This window comes from Lysinibacillus sp. FSL R7-0073, assembly GCF_038009065.1.
GTDB classification, from domain to species: domain Bacteria; phylum Bacillota; class Bacilli; order Bacillales_A; family Planococcaceae; genus Lysinibacillus; species Lysinibacillus fusiformis.
In genome coordinates, this window is the sequence record NZ_JBBPAS010000001.1 from 1,288,837 (window position 1) to 1,305,351 (window position 16,515).

The window sequence follows — 16,515 nt, forward strand, 5'->3', positions numbered from 1 at the left end:
TGATAGTATAACAGAATGCGAACATGTATGCAAACATAGGTTCGAAAAGTGTTTGACAAAAACGTTTGTTCGCTTTATTATGAGAACATACATTCCGAACAAACATTCTAGAAATGAGGTTATTATGATGACATGGTTAAAGAAAAATACACATATCACTATATTATTAGGTGCTTGTTTACTCTTCGCAAGTTACCTTTACATCACTGATCCGGGGGATGTTAATTACGCTGAAATTCAAATCGAACATGGGGATAGCTTGTGGTCGTTAGCCGAACAATACCGTGGTAAAATGAGTAAAGAAGATTGGATTAAGCTTGTCAAATCAGAAAATGAGTTAGCAGATATTAAAATCGTGGCAGGTAAATCTCTAGTCATTCCAGTTTTGAGTGATCAAGCCAGTCCCATCAAAACCATTGAAATTGCGAGAAATGAACAATGAAAATTAACCAAATGACGGCTGTTGTCTATTGCCGAGTAAGTACTGAAAAAGAAACGCAAAGCTCCTCATTAGAGCGCCAACAAGAAGAATTAGTGCGCTATGCTAAAGAGCAAGGCTATGAAGTAAAGGGTGTTTTTAAAGATAAACATAGCGGTTATGATGTTGAACGAGAAGGCTTACTTGAAATGCTTGATTTTATAAAAGAGAAGGAAATAAAAGCTCTTTTTGTACAAGATGAAACTCGTATAGGTCGTGGAAATGCAAGGATGGCAGTATTGCATTTATTACAAAAATCAGCAACAGATGTTTATTCGATGCGTGACGCAGGACCAGTCCAATTAAACGAAATGGATACGATGCTACTAGAGATTTTAGCAATTGTAGAGGAATATCAACGTAGAATCCATAATGCTAAAATCCGCAGAGGGATGCGACGTGCTGTTGAAAATGGCTATCGCCCTGAAAATAACCTATCCAATCGTGGCAATCCAAATGGTCAGGAACGGAAGGAACTCCCTGTTGATGAAATTGTGAAGCTACGTAATCGTGGTTTTACCTTTGAAGAAATTTCCATTACGCTTAGAGGACTAGGCTTTGAGGTAAGTAAGGCAACGGTACATCGCCGATTCCAAGAGCATCAAGAAAGATTAGCGGGCAAATAATATAGCCCGCTAATTTTTTTAATACAAGCTTTCTATAATAACATTTTGGGGTAGTTGAAAAGGATTATCTTTATTCATTCGATCATAAAACATAATACCATTTAAATGATCGATTTCATGTTGTACAACGATAGATTCATAGCCTTTTAAAGACATAATAAATTCCTGTCCATCAATATTATAGGCTTTTACTTTAATTCGTTCATATCTTGGTACAAAACCGTGAACAGGTCGATTAACAGACAGACAACCTTCTCCCTCAGGCAAATAGATCATATTTAAAGAATGGCTCATTACTTTTGGGTTAATGAACATCATTTCGTGTTTTTGGTTGTGATCCTTAAAAATTACAGCAAACATTCTTTTATCTACGCCAATTTGATTTGCAGAGAGGCCACTCCCAGGACGTAGTTTATACTTTTTTATTAAATTCGGATCTTGGCTGTTTTTTAAATACTGAAGCATAGATAATAATGTATGTCGATCCTCTAAGGGAACTGGTATGGCAACGTCTTGCGTTTGTTTTCGTAATAGGACTGAGTGTTCTTTTACAAAATCTTTCATAGTAATCATGTAATCAGGATGAAATTTTGCCATCGAAAAATACCTACTCAATAGGACTTCTTCAGAAGTTTCCTCAAGCTAAATTGTATGGTCAGATCATACATCATTGATGCAGTGCCTAATAATGTTTATAGGAGCCCATTTTCACGAGTTTTAACGTTCTTCTAACCTTCTAATAAATGGCTCCAATCCTCACGTAAGACTGCGTAATAGTATTCGTCCCACCATTCATCCCCATACGGTATACATTTTTTAAAATATCCTTCACGCCTCATTCCGATCTTTTCCATAACTTTATAGGAAGCGATATTTTCGGGCTGACACGTTGCAATAATTCTATGAAGATTCTTTTCATTAAATCCATAGTCTAATACAGCACGAGCAGCTTCAGAAGCAAAGCCTTGATTTTGATAAGCTGGATTTAGTACCCAACCGATTTCATAAGTATGATTACCGAAACAAGGATGGAAAACAATATGACCAATCACTTGCTCGGAATTATTTGAAACAATAGCAAAATGTTTTGCTTTGTCGTTACTATTTTCTGCAATAAATTTCTTGGCCTGATCTTCATTAAAAACACCTTCAGGCATATAGTGCATCACTTTTTCATCTGAAGTATAGCTATAAACAGCTTCCCAGTCCTGCTCTTGAAATGTTCGAATGAGTAATCGCTTAGTTGTCACGTTCACATGTATGTCCTCCAATGTATAGTTAAATTTTTCCTTCCATATAATATTTATACACTTCAAACATCTGGAAGTCATGTATTTTTTTATTTCAACAGCTTGAATTAGGGTTGGTATAACTGCATTTAATGGGAAACCATGCTATACTTTGCATACCGAAATTAATAAGATAGGTACTGAAAGGTGTGTAACTATGTTATCAAAAGAAAAAATTAACCGTATAAATGAACTTTCTGCTAAAGCGAAAAGTGGTCAACTAACGGATGAAGAGGCAAAGGAGCGAACAGCGCTTCGTAAGGAATACTTAGATACATTTAGAGCAACAATGCGTGATACGATTGAAAACGTAAAAGTGGTTGATGCAGAAGGAAATGATGTTACCCCAGAGAAGGTAAGACAAGCAAAAAAAAATAAATTTCTAAATTAATGTGACACAATTCAATAAAGTATGTATGAAAATGCAAATAGTATAACAAAAGCATTGTTTTCTAAAGCAATGTTGACTAAACTGTAGAAGTACAATTATAGGACGAGAAAGGATGTCACAATATAATGACTCAACATGCGGATTTACTAGCAATAAATGCTATCCGAACTTTGTCAATCGATGCTATTGAAAAAGCAAATTCTGGTCACCCAGGTTTACCAATGGGGGCAGCGCCAATGGCTTATACGCTTTGGACAAAACAATTACGCCATAATCCAGCGAACCCAAAATGGTATAATCGCGATCGTTTTGTATTATCAGCTGGTCATGGTTCCATGCTTCTATACAGCCTACTTCATCTAGGCGGCTATGGTTTACCAATGGAAGAAATTCAAAACTTCCGCCAATGGGATTCATTAACACCAGGACATCCTGAATATGGTCATACAGTAGGTGTGGAAGCAACAACTGGTCCTCTAGGACAAGGTATTGCCATGACTGTAGGTATGGCAATGGCTGAGCGTCATTTAGCAGCTACTTACAATAAGCCAGGTCATGACATCGTTGACCACTATACATTTGCATTATGTGGTGATGGTGACTTAATGGAAGGCGTTGCAGCAGAGGCTATTTCATTAGCTGGTCACTTAAAACTTGAAAAATTAATCGTGCTTTACGATTCTAATGATATTTCTTTAGATGGTGACTTAGAAAAGTCATTCTCAGAAAACGTACAAAAACGTTTTGAATCTTATGGTTGGAATTATTTAAAAGTTGCAGATGGCACAGATGTTGATGCGATTAATGCAACTATTGAAGAAGCTAAAAAATCAACTGGCAAACCAACATTGATTGAAGTGAAAACAGTGATTGGTTTTGGTTCTCCAAATAAATCGGGTAAAGCGGATTCTCATGGTGCACCACTTGGTACAGATGAAGTGGTATTAACAAAAGCTGCTTATGAGTGGGCACACGAGCCTTTCCAAATTCCTGCTGAAGTATATGATACTTTTAATGCTGCAGCTGAAGTGCAAGGAGCACAGTCTGAAGAAGCTTGGAATGCGAAATTTACTGCTTATAAACAAGAATTCCCAGAGTTAGCTGCTCAATTTGAACATGCTATGAATGGTAAATTACCAGCAGACTTCGCTTCTGAATTACCAGTGTATGAAGCTGGTAAATCTGTAGCAACACGTTCTTCTTCTGGTGATGCGATTAATGCTATTGCTAAGAAAACACCATCATTCTTTGGTGGCTCTGCTGACCTTGCTGGCTCAAATAAAACAACGATGAAGGGTGCAGGCGATTTCTCTGCAGACGATTATGCTGGTCGCAACATCTGGTTTGGTGTTCGTGAATTTGCAATGGGCGCTGCTTTAAATGGTATGGCTCTTCACGGTGGTTTAAATGTATTTGGTGGTACATTCTTCGTGTTCTCAGATTATGTTCGTCCGGCAGTTCGTCTTTCAGCATTAATGGGTCTTCCTGTAACGTATGTATTTACACATGACTCGATTGCTGTAGGAGAAGATGGTCCAACGCATGAACCAATTGAACACCTTGCATCATTACGTGCAATGCCTAATTTATCTGTTGTTCGTCCTGCGGATGCAAATGAATCAGCTGTTGCATGGGAGCTTGCCGTTGCATCAGAAAATACGCCAACAGTATTAGTATTATCACGTCAAAACTTACCTGTTCTTAACGCTTCTATTGAAACAGTACGTGAAGGTGTGACGAAGGGTGCTTACACAGTATCTCCTGCTACAAAAGAAGTAGCGGATGCTATTTTAATTGCAACAGGCTCAGAGGTTTCGCTTGCTGTTGAGGCACAAAAAGCTTTAAAAGCTGAAGGCATGGATGTAGCTGTTGTTTCAATGCCATCTATGGACCGCTTTGAAAAGCAAGATGCTGCTTACAAAGAATCTGTTTTACCAAAAGCTGTAACTAAACGTCTTGCGATTGAAATGGGTGCATCATTCGGCTGGCATAAATATACGGGCTTTGAAGGTGATGTGCTTGCGATCGATAAATTTGGTGCATCAGCTCCAGGTGAAGTTGTAATGGAAAAATACGGATTCACTGTAGAAAATGTTGTAGCGAAGGTAAAAGCGCTATAATATTTTTAATAAAATACCGCAACACTCAGCGTACGTATCAATTCGCTGGGCGTTGCGGTGCTTTTTTTTGCTATTGGGTGACGTATCACTAAAGGAATGGACAAATACATCCGATGACAATGATCTTCTAAAATATGTCTAATCAAAAAAACTGCATAACCATACGCAGTTTTTTTAGTAGAAATTATTTGGCAAGCCCATTCTGAAAGGCATAGACAACGGCTTGTGTGCGATCTTGAACCTCAAGCTTTGCTAGAATATTGCTTACATGTGTTTTAACAGTTTTTAAAGCAATATATAGCTCGTCAGCGATTTCCTGATTGGCTTTGCCTTGTGCCATCAGCAATAAAACTTCCATTTCACGGTCAGTAAGATGGTCGTAAAGAGGTGTATTATTGCCGTGGCGCATACGGTGCATCATTTTAGATGTAACTTCTGGCTCTAATACCGTTTCGCCACCCATTGTTTTACGAATGGCTTCCGCAATTTGTTTAGCATTAGATGTTTTTAATATATAACTCACTGCCCCTGCCTCTAAAGCAGGGTAGACTTTGTCATCATCTAAAAAGCTAGTCACCATCATGATTTTTGCCTCTGGCCATGAGGCTAAAATTTCTGCTGTTGCCTCAGCGCCAGTCATAATGGGCATAACATTATCCATTAAAATAATATCAGGCTTTAGGGCAAGGGCACGCTCAACTGCTTCTTGCCCGTTTTCAGCCTCTCCCACAACTGTAATATCTGGCTGTGCGGATAAGTACGCAGAAACGCCGATACGCACCATTTCATGATCATCCACTATGAGCACTTGTATCATTGTCATTGACCTCCTCTTTATGTAGTGGAATTTTAACTTCGACAATCGTTCCTTCTTCAGGGACTGACACAATTTTATATGTGCAGCCAATTTCAACAGCTCGTTCAGCAATATTTTGCAAGCCGTAAGAAGTGGATTTATCTGCCTCTACATCAAAGCCTAAACCATTATCTTGAATGCGTAAAATGGCTAAGTCATCTCGTGCAACAAGCAACAATTCAACCTCACTTGCTTTGGCATGTCGAAGTGTATTAGAGAGGGCTTCCTGGGCAATGCGGAATAGGTGATCTTCTTCTGCTTTCGTTAATGCCATTTCTTCTAGTTCATATTCAATATGGAAGTAAACCTTTTGCTGAAGCTCAATAATTAATTCCTCTAAGCCTTGGGCAAGTGTTTTATTGCGAAGTGCAACAGGTCGTAAGTGTAATAATAATGCACGCATTTCGAGCTGTGCTTGCTGAACTATTTTTTCCACTTGCTTTAAGCTAGTCGCATTTTCGTCATTTTCCGTTAAAGCAGAAAGCAACATGGAGGCCGCAAATAATTGCTGCGACACAGAATCATGTAATTCTCTAGCCAGACGTTGACGTTCAGCAATGATGCGTTCCTGTATAATTTTGTCATGAGCTTCTGCCCGTTCATTGGATAAGCGCTGTAGACTTTTACGCTGTGTATCTATTAATTCACTTGTTTGCACAAGTGCTTTTTTTAATGGTTTCGGAAGGGCTTGCTTTTTAGAAAGTACAAAATCAGGTTCGATTAACTGCTTTACAATTTTTGTTGCTTGAGCCTCTCTGGCACGAGCAGTCATACTAATCCAACTGGCAAAGAGGAAGCTAAGAGCAAATAGGCTGACTACAATAATTCCGCCAAGAGGAAAATTATCATAATTTTGTCGCCATAAAGGTTCCCAAGTTTTCTCATCAGGATTTCCCCATACTGCAACAAGCAATCCGAATGTAGCACTCATTAAAATGAATAATAAGGTAAATAATCTTGAGATAAAGGCAATCATTTACGCAGCACCTCCAAATCTCCAAGCCATGTTGCAACATGAATAATTAAAATGCGTTTTGCATCTTCAGGATTTCCATCAGAAAAGCTAACACTTTCATTTAAAATACGTTGTGGACCCACATGTAAGCAAGTAAGCTCACCAAATAGGGTCGTATAGTGTATACGAAAAGGTATTTCATATGGGATATAGATTTGAACTTTACCGATCCCTTGACGAATCGTAATTAGACTTGTGCCAGCAGGCAAAATCGTTTGAGTCGTATCAACTGTGATATCTCCTGCTAAACGTTGAATTTGCACATCTTGCCATTTGTATGCTTCAGTTGGTGCTGGTATGGTGCCAATTAAGTCATTTTTCGAGGTAGATAGTTTTTCAAAAAGCTCAGCACCAACTATTTTTGGTTCATTTTCTCGTTGTAAGTATTGATAAAGCATATATAAGAGCATAATTACAATGAATAGACGGAGGCTCCACATTGTGAATAATGCAATCGCAATGAAGAATATGCCGGTCCATTTAAAAAAGCGGACTTTTTTAGAAAAGCTTAAATAAAGCAGTACGGCCCCAATCAATAAACAAAAGGCGCCACCATTATTAAAAATAGTAAGCTCCACAAAAACGAGTAAAAAGAAGCATAGTACCCAAAATGTGAGCTTATTTGTAGTGAAATTTTGCAAGAGGGTCACCCTTCTTTCTACTAATAGTATAAAAGAGGGAATGGGACCCTCTGTTTTAAAACGTGAAAGAATGCGCCGGTTAGAGTTGGCGCATTGCTTCCATTATAACATGTTATTTATTTTCAATTAGCAGTGGAGAGCTTTCCTCTGAAGCTTTTTTTTCTAATTGTGCCAATCTTGCTTCAAATGTTGTAACTTCATGATCTTTGTCAATTTGATAAGCCAATTTATCAATATAAGCTTCCAAATCTTCAAAATTTGTTTTATTGTTTTTGGCAATCATACCATCCATTTGATGATGGGCACGAGTGACGTTTTCTTTGCCCATTAACTGTAATTGACGAACTTTCATGTCTTTAATTTTATGTTTCATGGTTTCGAATTTACGCTCTAGCTCGAAATATTCACGTGTACTTGCTTCAATACTCGCTTGTAACGTATGATTACGGGCAGTGTAAGCTGTCACTTCATCCGTTGCGAAATCAATTAAATCTTGCTCGCCACTAGTTTGCGCTAATGTCAGTTGAGATTCACGTTTAGCAAGTAAATTTGCATTTTGTTGATATTCTTGCTCAAGCTTTTCTTTTAATTGTCCTTGACGTTCTAATAATTTACCTGTTTCTTCCGTTTGCTTTTCAGCTTCACGGATGTACTGGTTTAACATAGCAATTGGATTTTTTTGTTCCTTCTTATCAAATAACTGATGTAAGTCTGCCTCTACTGTGTATCTAAAACGTTGAAATAAATTCATATTCATTCTCTCCTTTTATTTTGTTAAATTTGACCATTCTTTTTCGAAGTTTGTAAATGGATCTTCTTCTTTTTTACTTTCAATTGTTGGAATTTTTACATTTTCGCCATTCCATTTTTTATAAATGACATAGACAATAGCGATTGCTGCAAGACCAATCATTGCAGGAATGTTCGATACTGCTGATAGGATACCGATTAGACCAACCGCAAACCAAAAGATTTTACCGAAATTTGACTTGCTCGCCATGTAAAAATGCATCCCTAGTGCTACAAATAATCCGGAGAATAGTAAGCCTGCCAATGGTCCGATTAAGGCAAGTGCAACACATGCTGCGATAACGCCTCCAGTTAATAAAAGAAATTTTCTCATTTGTTTTAGCTCCTTTCGTTTGTACCTTTATGTTACCTATTTACAAGATTGTCTAAAACGGACTCGAAATTGATTTTCTACTAGGTCTTGAGGCTGAGAACTATCTAGGCTGCAACAAAAGTGGGTTTTTGGCGTACACAATGAGTGTATATTGCTTGTTTTCATTGAAAAATAGCAGTTCATTTTAAGAGCTAATTATCATCTGCCATAAAGTAATTTTTAGATCCTAAACTAGAAGCTTTTCGACAAAAATAGAAGATGAAAACTTCCTCCGTTTGACAAATTAACAAGATGGGATGAGCTATACTTATGGAAAATAAACTGAGCGAAGGAGGATTTCTGGTGAGAACCTATTCCATATATAAGATAAAAGAAGAGCATTTAACGTTTATTTTTGGCAGAGAGCGAAAGTTGTTAGAGATGATGCAAGGCTGTGAAGACGCCAATGAGAAATCCTTAAAAGAGCTTGCGTATATATGTGAATCCGTTCGTTTTGATGAAATAGCAGCAATGTTGGAGCATCAACTTGATTCCAAATATGCACATTTAGAAAGAGCTCGTAATGCTTTGTTTTTAGAACATCCGATAAAAGGCAAAATGGCTATTTATTTAGTCGATCGTAAGATTTGTGTTTATTGTGAAGGTTCACGAATGCTAGATTTGGATTTATTTCAAATGCTTGCCAAGATGAGTGAACGATTTATTGCTTTCAATAAACAAGATAATGAATGTGGGTGGTTGAAACCTATGAAGTATACAATGCACTAGGAAATTTCACTACAATATATAGTAACATGCTATCATTTGGTGTATAATGGAGCGTGGAGAGTTTTTTCTCGGTATATTGTAGTGGAGGAGGTTGGTTGTATGCCTACATGGGGCTGGATTATTATCGTAATTATCGCATTAGCAGCGGGAGCGGCACTTGGTTTCTATTTCGCTCGTCAAGCTATGATGAAATATTTAAAAGAAAACCCACCTATTAATGAGCAAATGATTCGTATGATGATGGCACAAATGGGTCGTACGCCGTCTGAAAAGCAAGTACGTCAAATGATGGCACAAATGAATAAATTCCAAAAATAATTGGGGTTTTTAAGGAGCAGCTGGTTAAGGTAACTGGTTGCTTTTTTCATGGAGTCATAAAAAGGGGATGTCTCAATAATTTTTGAGACATCCCCTTGTTTTTAGTTACGAGAAACGCTCAACCCGTTCATTGCCCTATGTACAACAACTGCCACTCCTTTACTCACCGACAATTTCTTTGACAAAAGAGGCTTACAGAAGACATGTATTAGTCTTCTAGAAACAAGAATAAAAAAATCTTACCTCTATTCGTTTGAAATATTCTATGAAAACATAAAAAAACTAGCAATTTAAAATATTCCCACTAATTTTGAAAAAACTAGCTATAATAAATAGTATTCATAGAAAAGGAGCTGTTAAATATGGAACGCGAAAAGACAAATGTAGAAAGCTTTGATCTAGATCATACAAAAGTAAAAGCCCCGTATGTTCGGTTAGCGGGAGTTAAAGCAGGGAGAAATGGCGATGAAGTGTACAAATATGATATTCGCTTGAAGCAACCTAACAAAGAGCATATGGAAATGCCTGCTTTGCATTCTTTAGAGCATTTATCTGCGGATATTATTCGTAATTATTCTGATCATATCGTTGACTTCAGTCCAATGGGTTGCCAGACTGGCTTCTATGTATCCCTTATTAATCATCAAGATTATGAGGACCTATTAACTATTTTAGAAAAAACATTTACTGATGTGACAAAGGCGACAGCAGTGCCTGCATGCAATGAGGTACAATGTGGCTGGGCTGCGAGTCATAGCTTGGAAGGAGCACAAGCATTAGCGAAGGAATTTTTAGCGAAACGAGAGGAATGGCATATCGTTTTTGAAGAATAAATATAGAAAAAACCTTGCGGGAATAATAAAAGCAAGGTTTTTATTTGCGTTAAAAATGGAATGGAATGACGTTGGAGGAGGAAGAATCCCGATTGATTTTTTGGTAAATAAAACTTTCTAAAAAATCATGAATTAAATCTTCATATTCATCCATATTTTCATTAAAGGATTGGGCATGTGCACCAGCATCAAAAAGCTTTAATTTTTTAGGACCTACTTTTTTATTGTAAAGGTCTAGTGACATGGACGCTGGAATAAATGAATCAGGAATACTATGGATAAAAAGTACAGGTTTTTCAATATGGGTCACTGCTTCGGCAGGGGTCACACTTTTGAAGGAGTAGCCGTCCCGGAGGCGGACAAAGAAATCAGCAAAACGGATGGGAATAATAGAGCCATATTTAAATTCAGTTTTGGCAATTTGCTTGAGCAACATGGAAAAATCGGAGAATGCACAATCAGAAATATAAAAATCAGCACCATCTTCTACCGTACCTGCATAAAGTAACATTGTTGCTGCACCCATAGATTCTCCATGAATGCCTAGTATTGCATCTTCACCAATCATGGCTTTCACTGTATTAACTACAGCATCAAGATCATTTTTTTCATAGTGACCATAGCTAGTTGTTTTGCCACCAGATTCGCCATGACGCCGATGGTCAAAGATGACCGAATTATAGCCAAGCCTTTCAAATAGCCTAGCGTATTTAACGGAATTTATTTTATTTTCGGTAACGCCGTGACATATGATGATCGTGTTATTGGTTTGCAACGGCTGAAGCATAATTCCTCGAATCGTATAACCATTAGGAGAATCAATATTTAATTCGCATTTCAAGTTTTTATTGTACCAAGCCTCATCAAAGCGTTTAGCTGTCGTTTCTCGTTCACGAACAAATTCAGGATCTTTTTGTTGAATATACATTAATTTATTGGAAAGCGCGAAGCCGAACAGACCAGTAGCTGCTGCGGCAAGCGTTGTTGTAATACCAGAGAATAAAAGCATCTTCTTTTTCATCATAAAACACCTCCACATGCTGTTTCTTATTTGTAATGTTCCCAACTGAGATTGTTTAAAACACGTCAACATTTTACAATAACTTTGGCAAAACTGCGATTATTTCTATTATCGAAAATCGTCAAAATATTTGTTAAAATATACATATCTGCTAGTAGCATATGCAGCAGTGTTGATTTTTGAACGGGGAGAAGGGGAGAATGGACATGATAAATGAGGTAGTAATCGTGAGTGCTGTACGAACAGCTATAGGCTCATTTCAGGGGACACTAAAAGACGTACCAGCTGTAACTTTAGGTAGCATTGTTATTAAGGACGCTTTAACGCGTGCAGGAGTAGCAGGGGAACAAGTCGATGAGGTCATTATGGGGAATGTGTTATCGGCTGGTCTTGGACAAAATCCAGCTCGTCAGGCAGCGATAAAGGCTGGTTTACCACATGAGGTATCAGCATTAACAATTAATAAAGTATGCGGATCAGGTTTAAAAGCTGTGCATTTAGCAACGCAAGCTATTTTAGCAGGTGATGCTGATATTATCGTGGCTGGTGGCTTTGAAAATATGAGCCAGGCACCTTATGTTTTAAAAAATGCGCGTGAAGGCTTCCGAATGGGCGATCAAAAGGTAGTGGATACTTTGATCCATGATGGTCTATGGTGTGCTTTTAATGATTATCATATGGGAATTACAGCTGAAAATTTATGTGATATGTATGAAATTTCAAGAGAAGAACAGGATGCTTTTGCAGCTCGTTCTCAGCAACGCGCAGAGGCAGCAATTGCAGCAGGCAAGTTTGAAAGTGAAATCGTCGCTGTTGAGATTCCACAGCGTAAGGGAGAGCCTATTGTATTCGCCAAGGATGAATTTCCACGTGCAGGTGTAACAGAAGAAACTCTAGGTAAACTACGTCCCGCATTTAAAAAAGATGGCTCCGTAACAGCAGCTAATGCTTCAGGTATTAACGATGGGGCAGCGGCAGTTGTTGTGATGTCGAAGAAAAAGGCACAAGAGCTTGGTATACAACCAATGGCGATTATTTCAGCCAATGCAAGCGCAGGCGTAGATCCTGCAATTATGGGAACTGGTCCAGTTAAAGCAGTCCAAAAAGCACTGGCAAAGGCAGCAGCGACATTAGATGAAATAGATGTAATTGAAGCAAATGAAGCATTTGCAGCACAATCGATTGCTGTTGATCGTGAATTACGCTTTAATCATGATAAACTAAATGTTAACGGGGGCGCGATTGCTCTTGGTCATCCGATCGGTGCGAGTGGTGCTCGTATTTTGGTCACACTCTTACATGAGATGGAAAAGCGTGATGCGAAATTGGGCTTAGCCACATTATGTATCGGTGGTGGTCAAGGCGTAGCCACAGTAGTAAAGCGTCCTTGATGTCAATAAGAAGGTGAATGAAATGGGAAAGAAACGAAAACAACAACAGACAAGCAATAGCATGACAGCAAGCTTGCCAAAGCAGGAGGCAGTCACATTAGCAGACCAGCTAGGTGGCGATGTGCTAGCTAAATTAAAAGCGGCAAAGCAAGATTTAACCGTGAAAGAACAGGCTGCAGAAGAAGAACGCCAAGCAAAACTAGCTTTTGAACGTAAGCAACGAGAAAAAAATAAATCGTTTGAAGAATTATTAAACGAGTATGGCGATAAAGGCACGAAATATTAACAAGAAAAACAGTGAATTCGCGCATGTGGGTTCACTGTTTTTGGATAATAGAAAAGTCGATATTATATAAGTAACAAATCATGACGTGGGAGACGCTGCCAATAACATATACCTTATTATAGTTTAGTAAATAGATTAAATTATGATAGGAGAACAATGATGTTTGAATTATATTCTAAAAGATTAAGATTAATTCCTTTAAATGCTAAGTATTTACAATTGCTAATAGAGCATGAGAATGAATTAGCAATTGAACTATCTTTACATAAGCTAGAGGGGATTATGGATGATGAGCTAAAACAGGCATTGCACTATAGACGCTCCAAAGTTTTGGAAGATGAAGAAAATTATTTTTGGCATACGAATTGGTTGATAGTATGTAAAGAACAGAATTGTGCTATTGGAGGCATTATGCTAAAAGGGATGCCAAATGAGAGGCAGGAAGTGGTGATTGGTTATTATACCTTTCCTAGTTTTCAAGGACGTGGTTATATGACAGAAACCATTATAACAATGATAAACTGGCTACATCATCAACCAAATGTTCAGTATATTATTGCAGATACAGAAAAAGATAATTTCGCTTCCCATCGAGTTTTAGAAAAAGCAGGGGCTACCTTATATAAAGAAACTGAGTCTCTTTATTATTGGAGATTCCTATAAGGTTTATATATTTAAGACAAAAGGCTAATATAGTGCCTTTTGTCTTTTATTGTTCAACAATTTCCTGAAGACCATAACGACACCAACAAAAACAATGGCTCCAGCTGTATCTACAAGCACATCTTGACCGCTCATTGTCCGACCTGGTGTAAAGCTTTGACGAAGTTCATCAAGCATAGCAATAAAAGCCGTTCCAGCAATAGCAATAGTTGCTGCAAAACGGCGTCTACCCCATGCAAAGTACAAACCAAGCGCAATGCATCCAAATCCGATAAAATGTGTTAGTTTACGAATTAAAAATTCGACAAATGGAAAATAACCACGTTCTTCAACTGATACGACTTTGTCCCAATAGGGGATTTTTAAAACAGATAGTTGTTTTTCAAAAGGTTTATTAGCTAATAAATCTTTAAGCTCTGGTAAAATACTTTGTTGTTCGTAAGTCATGCTGGAGGAAATGATAAGCACAACTAGACAGATGATGAAGATTAACCACTTTTTCATTGATGTTCTACATATTGTTCATTTTTTGTTAACGTATTTGCTGCTTCATAATCGGTTATAGTAGCCATGTTTTCATAGGCAGAGAGGGTCTGAGCTAGTTGCTCCTGTGAGCTTGCTCCAATCACTGTAGAAGCGATTGTAGACTCTTTTAAATTAAAGGCTAGTGCCAGTGCATGTAAATCATTATACTGTGAAGCTAAGTTTGTTAACGTTGTTGTTAGCTCTTCTGAAGAATAGTTGTTAAAACCATTTACTCGTTGAAGACGTTGCTGCCAGCTATTTGTTAATAAGCCCTTTGCCACTGTGCCACGAGTTACAACAGAAGCACCTTCGTTCGCAATAAAGTCAAACCACTCTTCGGGTCGGCGATCTAATGCACTATATTGCATCATGACACTTTTAGCTGAGCTTGCAGGTAAAAAACGTTGCAAAACATTTGGACGAATCGAGGAAATGCCATATTCACGGATAAGTCCTTCTTTTTTCAAACTCTCAAAAGTGTCGATAATACCATCCCAGTCATCTTCGATTGTACCACCGTGTAACTGATAAACATCAATATAGTCCGTTCCCAAACGTTTCAAACTAGCATGAATAGCTTGTTTTACATAGGATGGTGAAGCATCCCAATGCCAGCCTTCTACACCTTCAGTCCAGCGATTACCTACTTTTGTGGCAAGGATGATCTCTTGACGACGTTTTCCTAATGCTGCGCCGATGATCTCCTCATTAGCCCCAAACTCATATAAATCGGCAGTATCAATATAATTTATGCCCGCATCTAATGCCATATCAACAATAGTAGCAGCTTGCCCTTTATCTGTCGAAAGTGACATGCCTCCTAAACTAATTTCAGAAATGAATAATTCACTAGTGCCAAGCTTCCTCTTTTTCATGAAACGACCTCCTTCGATTTCTTTACTTGTAATGGTACAATGAACATATCTGAAGGACAAGCGAGGTTATCGTCTATGAAAAAGTTTGAGGAAAAAACGACAAAAACGACACCAATCTATGACGGAAAAATTGTAAAGCTACAGGTTGATGATGTCATGTTGCCAAATGGTCAGGCTGCAAAGCGCGAAATTATTAAACATCCTGGAGCGGTTGCGGTAATTGCCGTGACGGATGAGGGCAAATTAGTGTTAGTGGAGCAATATCGTAAGGCACTTGAACGTTCTATTGTTGAAATTCCAGCAGGGAAACTTGAACCTGGTGAAGAACCAGCGATGACAGCTCGCCGTGAATTAGAGGAAGAGACAGGCTACGGCGCGCACAGCTTTACATATTTACAAACATTTGCAACGTCGCCGGGATTTGCAGACGAGGTCATTCATCTATATGTAGCGAAGGATTTGTATATTATCGACAATAAAGCAGCGTTAGATGAGGATGAGTTTGTCGAACTTTTAGAAGTTTCGTTGGAAGTAGCACAATCAATGGTCGCGGATCAACGTATATTTGATGCTAAAACTGCATTTGCTGTACTTTGGCTTGCTGCCCATTTAGAAAATAATCTTTAGCATAATAGAGACGGACGAGCATAAGCTGTACAAACCTTGATAGAAAAGGAGCATGTTTATGTCTCGTACGGTGTCTATATTTTATCACGCTTCCATCATTGCCGTTAGCTTTGTTTGTGGCGTTATTTTCTTTCATATTTTTGGTGGACCAAAAGCGGAACCGTTTATTTTATTTATAGAACCTCGTTTAGCCGATGGGGACAGGCATTCGATTTTTCGTTTAGTGCTTCCTGTCGCCATTTCCATAGGTCTTGTATTATTACTAGCAACTCACAGTGTTTTAAAAGTTTTAGTACGTGTAACTGTAGCCATGCGTGCCACTTTTTTTGGCTTTAGTTCTGTTTTTTTATTACAAAAACTTGAAGCTTTTTGGCTTTATACGATTTGGTGGTTTCCATTTCAGCTTATCTATTGTATATTGTTGCTAGTCCTATGCAATTTACTTGTACCTGCTTGGTCAAAGCGAAAAATCGGGAAACAAGTATCTGGTCGGACAATTTTGTTGAATTTTATCGCATTTTTCATCATAATAGTTGCTGAGTTTATTGTTGTTTCTTATGTGTTAAAATGATGGGTTTAATAAACAGAAATTGTGATCAGATAAAAAAGTAGAAGCATGTTAGAAATCTATTCACTATCTTGTAATAGGATTTACTCCTTTGGTATAAT

22 protein-coding genes are annotated in these 16,515 nt (G+C 38.0%); 12 read left to right on the forward strand and 10 right to left on the reverse strand.

From position 1 onward, the window contains the following. Positions 1 to 124 precede the first annotated feature (124 nt). Entirely contained in the window at positions 125 to 442 is a 318-nt protein-coding gene (gene yneA / locus MKY88_RS06100; RefSeq protein WP_225316244.1) for a cell division suppressor protein YneA, read from the forward strand. Next, positions 439 to 1,104: a YneB family resolvase-like protein gene (locus MKY88_RS06105; RefSeq protein WP_069480445.1), complete on the forward strand. Its 666-nt coding sequence runs from the start codon at positions 439 to 441 to the stop codon at positions 1,102 to 1,104. The genes yneA and MKY88_RS06105 overlap by 4 nt, the downstream gene beginning before the upstream one ends. An 18-nt stretch (positions 1,105 to 1,122) precedes the next feature. On the opposite strand, the gene def is transcribed toward MKY88_RS06105, so the two are convergent. Then, a complete protein-coding gene (gene def, locus MKY88_RS06110) occupies positions 1,123 to 1,701 on the reverse strand; it encodes a peptide deformylase (protein ID WP_328205395.1) in 579 nt (192 codons plus the stop codon). 131 nt (positions 1,702 to 1,832) lie between these two features. Next, a complete protein-coding gene (locus MKY88_RS06115) occupies positions 1,833 to 2,360 on the reverse strand; it encodes a GNAT family N-acetyltransferase (protein WP_328205393.1) in 528 nt (175 codons plus the stop codon). 190 nt (positions 2,361 to 2,550) lie between these two features. Between MKY88_RS06115 and MKY88_RS06120 the strand changes: the two genes are divergently transcribed. Further along, entirely contained in the window at positions 2,551 to 2,784 is a 234-nt protein-coding gene (locus MKY88_RS06120; protein ID WP_008174688.1) for a DUF896 domain-containing protein, read from the forward strand. Positions 2,785 to 2,909: 125 nt separating this feature from the next. Further along, positions 2,910 to 4,904, forward strand: coding sequence for a transketolase (gene tkt, locus MKY88_RS06125; protein WP_328205391.1), 1,995 nt, complete (start codon positions 2,910 to 2,912; stop codon positions 4,902 to 4,904). Between the two features lie 184 nt (positions 4,905 to 5,088). On the opposite strand, the gene MKY88_RS06130 is transcribed toward tkt, so the two are convergent. The 5 genes from MKY88_RS06130 to MKY88_RS06150 form a co-directional block, all read right to left on the reverse strand. Next, on the reverse strand, positions 5,089 to 5,721 hold the full coding sequence (locus tag MKY88_RS06130) for a response regulator transcription factor (protein ID WP_328205389.1): 633 nt from the start codon (positions 5,719 to 5,721) through the stop codon (positions 5,089 to 5,091). Next, the gene (locus tag MKY88_RS06135; RefSeq protein ID WP_025114050.1) at positions 5,696 to 6,736 is read right to left on the reverse strand and encodes a sensor histidine kinase; all 1,041 of its coding nucleotides are present in this window, start codon (positions 6,734 to 6,736) and stop codon (positions 5,696 to 5,698) included. The genes MKY88_RS06130 and MKY88_RS06135 overlap by 26 nt, the downstream gene beginning before the upstream one ends. Then, positions 6,733 to 7,416 carry a cell wall-active antibiotics response protein LiaF gene (gene liaF, locus MKY88_RS06140; protein ID WP_043989784.1) on the reverse strand — a complete coding sequence of 228 codons (684 nt, stop codon included), beginning with the start codon at positions 7,414 to 7,416 and terminating at the stop codon, positions 6,733 to 6,735. Before liaF ends, MKY88_RS06135 begins: the two co-directional genes overlap by 4 nt. Positions 7,417 to 7,528: 112 nt before the next feature. Further along, positions 7,529 to 8,167: a PspA/IM30 family protein gene (locus MKY88_RS06145; RefSeq protein ID WP_328205387.1), complete on the reverse strand. Its 639-nt coding sequence runs from the start codon at positions 8,165 to 8,167 to the stop codon at positions 7,529 to 7,531. A 15-nt stretch (positions 8,168 to 8,182) separates the two neighbouring features. Next, the gene (locus MKY88_RS06150) at positions 8,183 to 8,539 is read right to left on the reverse strand and encodes a lmo0954 family membrane protein (RefSeq protein ID WP_069480450.1); all 357 of its coding nucleotides are present in this window, start codon (positions 8,537 to 8,539) and stop codon (positions 8,183 to 8,185) included. A gap of 342 nt (positions 8,540 to 8,881) precedes the next feature. Here MKY88_RS06150 and sirA point away from each other — a divergent pair, with 342 nt between their 5' ends. The 3 genes from sirA (at position 8,882) to MKY88_RS06165 (ending at position 10,458) form a co-directional block, all read left to right on the forward strand. Next, positions 8,882 to 9,307 carry a sporulation inhibitor of replication protein SirA gene (sirA, locus tag MKY88_RS06155; protein ID WP_025114054.1) on the forward strand — a complete coding sequence of 142 codons (426 nt, stop codon included), beginning with the start codon at positions 8,882 to 8,884 and terminating at the stop codon, positions 9,305 to 9,307. A 99-nt stretch (positions 9,308 to 9,406) separates the two neighbouring features. Then, a complete protein-coding gene (locus MKY88_RS06160) occupies positions 9,407 to 9,625 on the forward strand; it encodes a YneF family protein (protein WP_004232154.1) in 219 nt (72 codons plus the stop codon). 362 nt (positions 9,626 to 9,987) lie between these two features. Further along, entirely contained in the window at positions 9,988 to 10,458 is a 471-nt protein-coding gene (locus MKY88_RS06165; RefSeq protein WP_193831249.1) for an S-ribosylhomocysteine lyase, read from the forward strand. A gap of 49 nt (positions 10,459 to 10,507) precedes the next feature. Here MKY88_RS06165 and MKY88_RS06170 read toward each other — a convergent pair whose 3' ends face one another. Continuing rightward, positions 10,508 to 11,479 carry an alpha/beta hydrolase gene (locus MKY88_RS06170; protein WP_328205420.1) on the reverse strand — a complete coding sequence of 324 codons (972 nt, stop codon included), beginning with the start codon at positions 11,477 to 11,479 and terminating at the stop codon, positions 10,508 to 10,510. Between the two features lie 206 nt (positions 11,480 to 11,685). Here MKY88_RS06170 and MKY88_RS06175 point away from each other — a divergent pair, with 206 nt between their 5' ends. The 3 genes from MKY88_RS06175 to MKY88_RS06185 all read left to right on the forward strand — a co-directional run bounded on the left by MKY88_RS06175 (position 11,686) and on the right by MKY88_RS06185 (position 13,819). Then, positions 11,686 to 12,870, forward strand: coding sequence for an acetyl-CoA C-acetyltransferase (locus MKY88_RS06175; protein WP_328205418.1), 1,185 nt, complete (start codon positions 11,686 to 11,688; stop codon positions 12,868 to 12,870). Between the two features lie 22 nt (positions 12,871 to 12,892). Then, complete coding sequence (locus tag MKY88_RS06180; protein WP_008174653.1) at positions 12,893 to 13,156, forward strand: YqkE family protein; 264 nt, start codon at positions 12,893 to 12,895, stop codon at positions 13,154 to 13,156. Between the two features lie 156 nt (positions 13,157 to 13,312). Then, positions 13,313 to 13,819 carry a GNAT family N-acetyltransferase gene (locus tag MKY88_RS06185; protein WP_328205385.1) on the forward strand — a complete coding sequence of 169 codons (507 nt, stop codon included), beginning with the start codon at positions 13,313 to 13,315 and terminating at the stop codon, positions 13,817 to 13,819. Positions 13,820 to 13,843: 24 nt separating this feature from the next. Here MKY88_RS06185 and MKY88_RS06190 read toward each other — a convergent pair whose 3' ends face one another. Together MKY88_RS06190 and MKY88_RS06195 are read right to left on the reverse strand one after the other, a co-directional pair. Further along, positions 13,844 to 14,323 (reverse strand): VanZ family protein, encoded by a 480-nt coding sequence (locus tag MKY88_RS06190; RefSeq protein ID WP_340813193.1) that lies wholly within the window; start codon positions 14,321 to 14,323, stop codon positions 13,844 to 13,846. After that, positions 14,320 to 15,219, reverse strand: coding sequence for an aldo/keto reductase (locus tag MKY88_RS06195; protein ID WP_328205381.1), 900 nt, complete (start codon positions 15,217 to 15,219; stop codon positions 14,320 to 14,322). Before MKY88_RS06195 ends, MKY88_RS06190 begins: the two co-directional genes overlap by 4 nt. Before the next feature lie 75 nt (positions 15,220 to 15,294). Between MKY88_RS06195 and MKY88_RS06200 the strand changes: the two genes are divergently transcribed. Continuing rightward, positions 15,295 to 15,846 (forward strand): NUDIX domain-containing protein, encoded by a 552-nt coding sequence (locus tag MKY88_RS06200; protein WP_258268038.1) that lies wholly within the window; start codon positions 15,295 to 15,297, stop codon positions 15,844 to 15,846. A gap of 58 nt (positions 15,847 to 15,904) precedes the next feature. Continuing rightward, positions 15,905 to 16,417 (forward strand): hypothetical protein, encoded by a 513-nt coding sequence (locus MKY88_RS06205; protein WP_025114062.1) that lies wholly within the window; start codon positions 15,905 to 15,907, stop codon positions 16,415 to 16,417. Positions 16,418 to 16,515 lie beyond the last annotated feature (98 nt).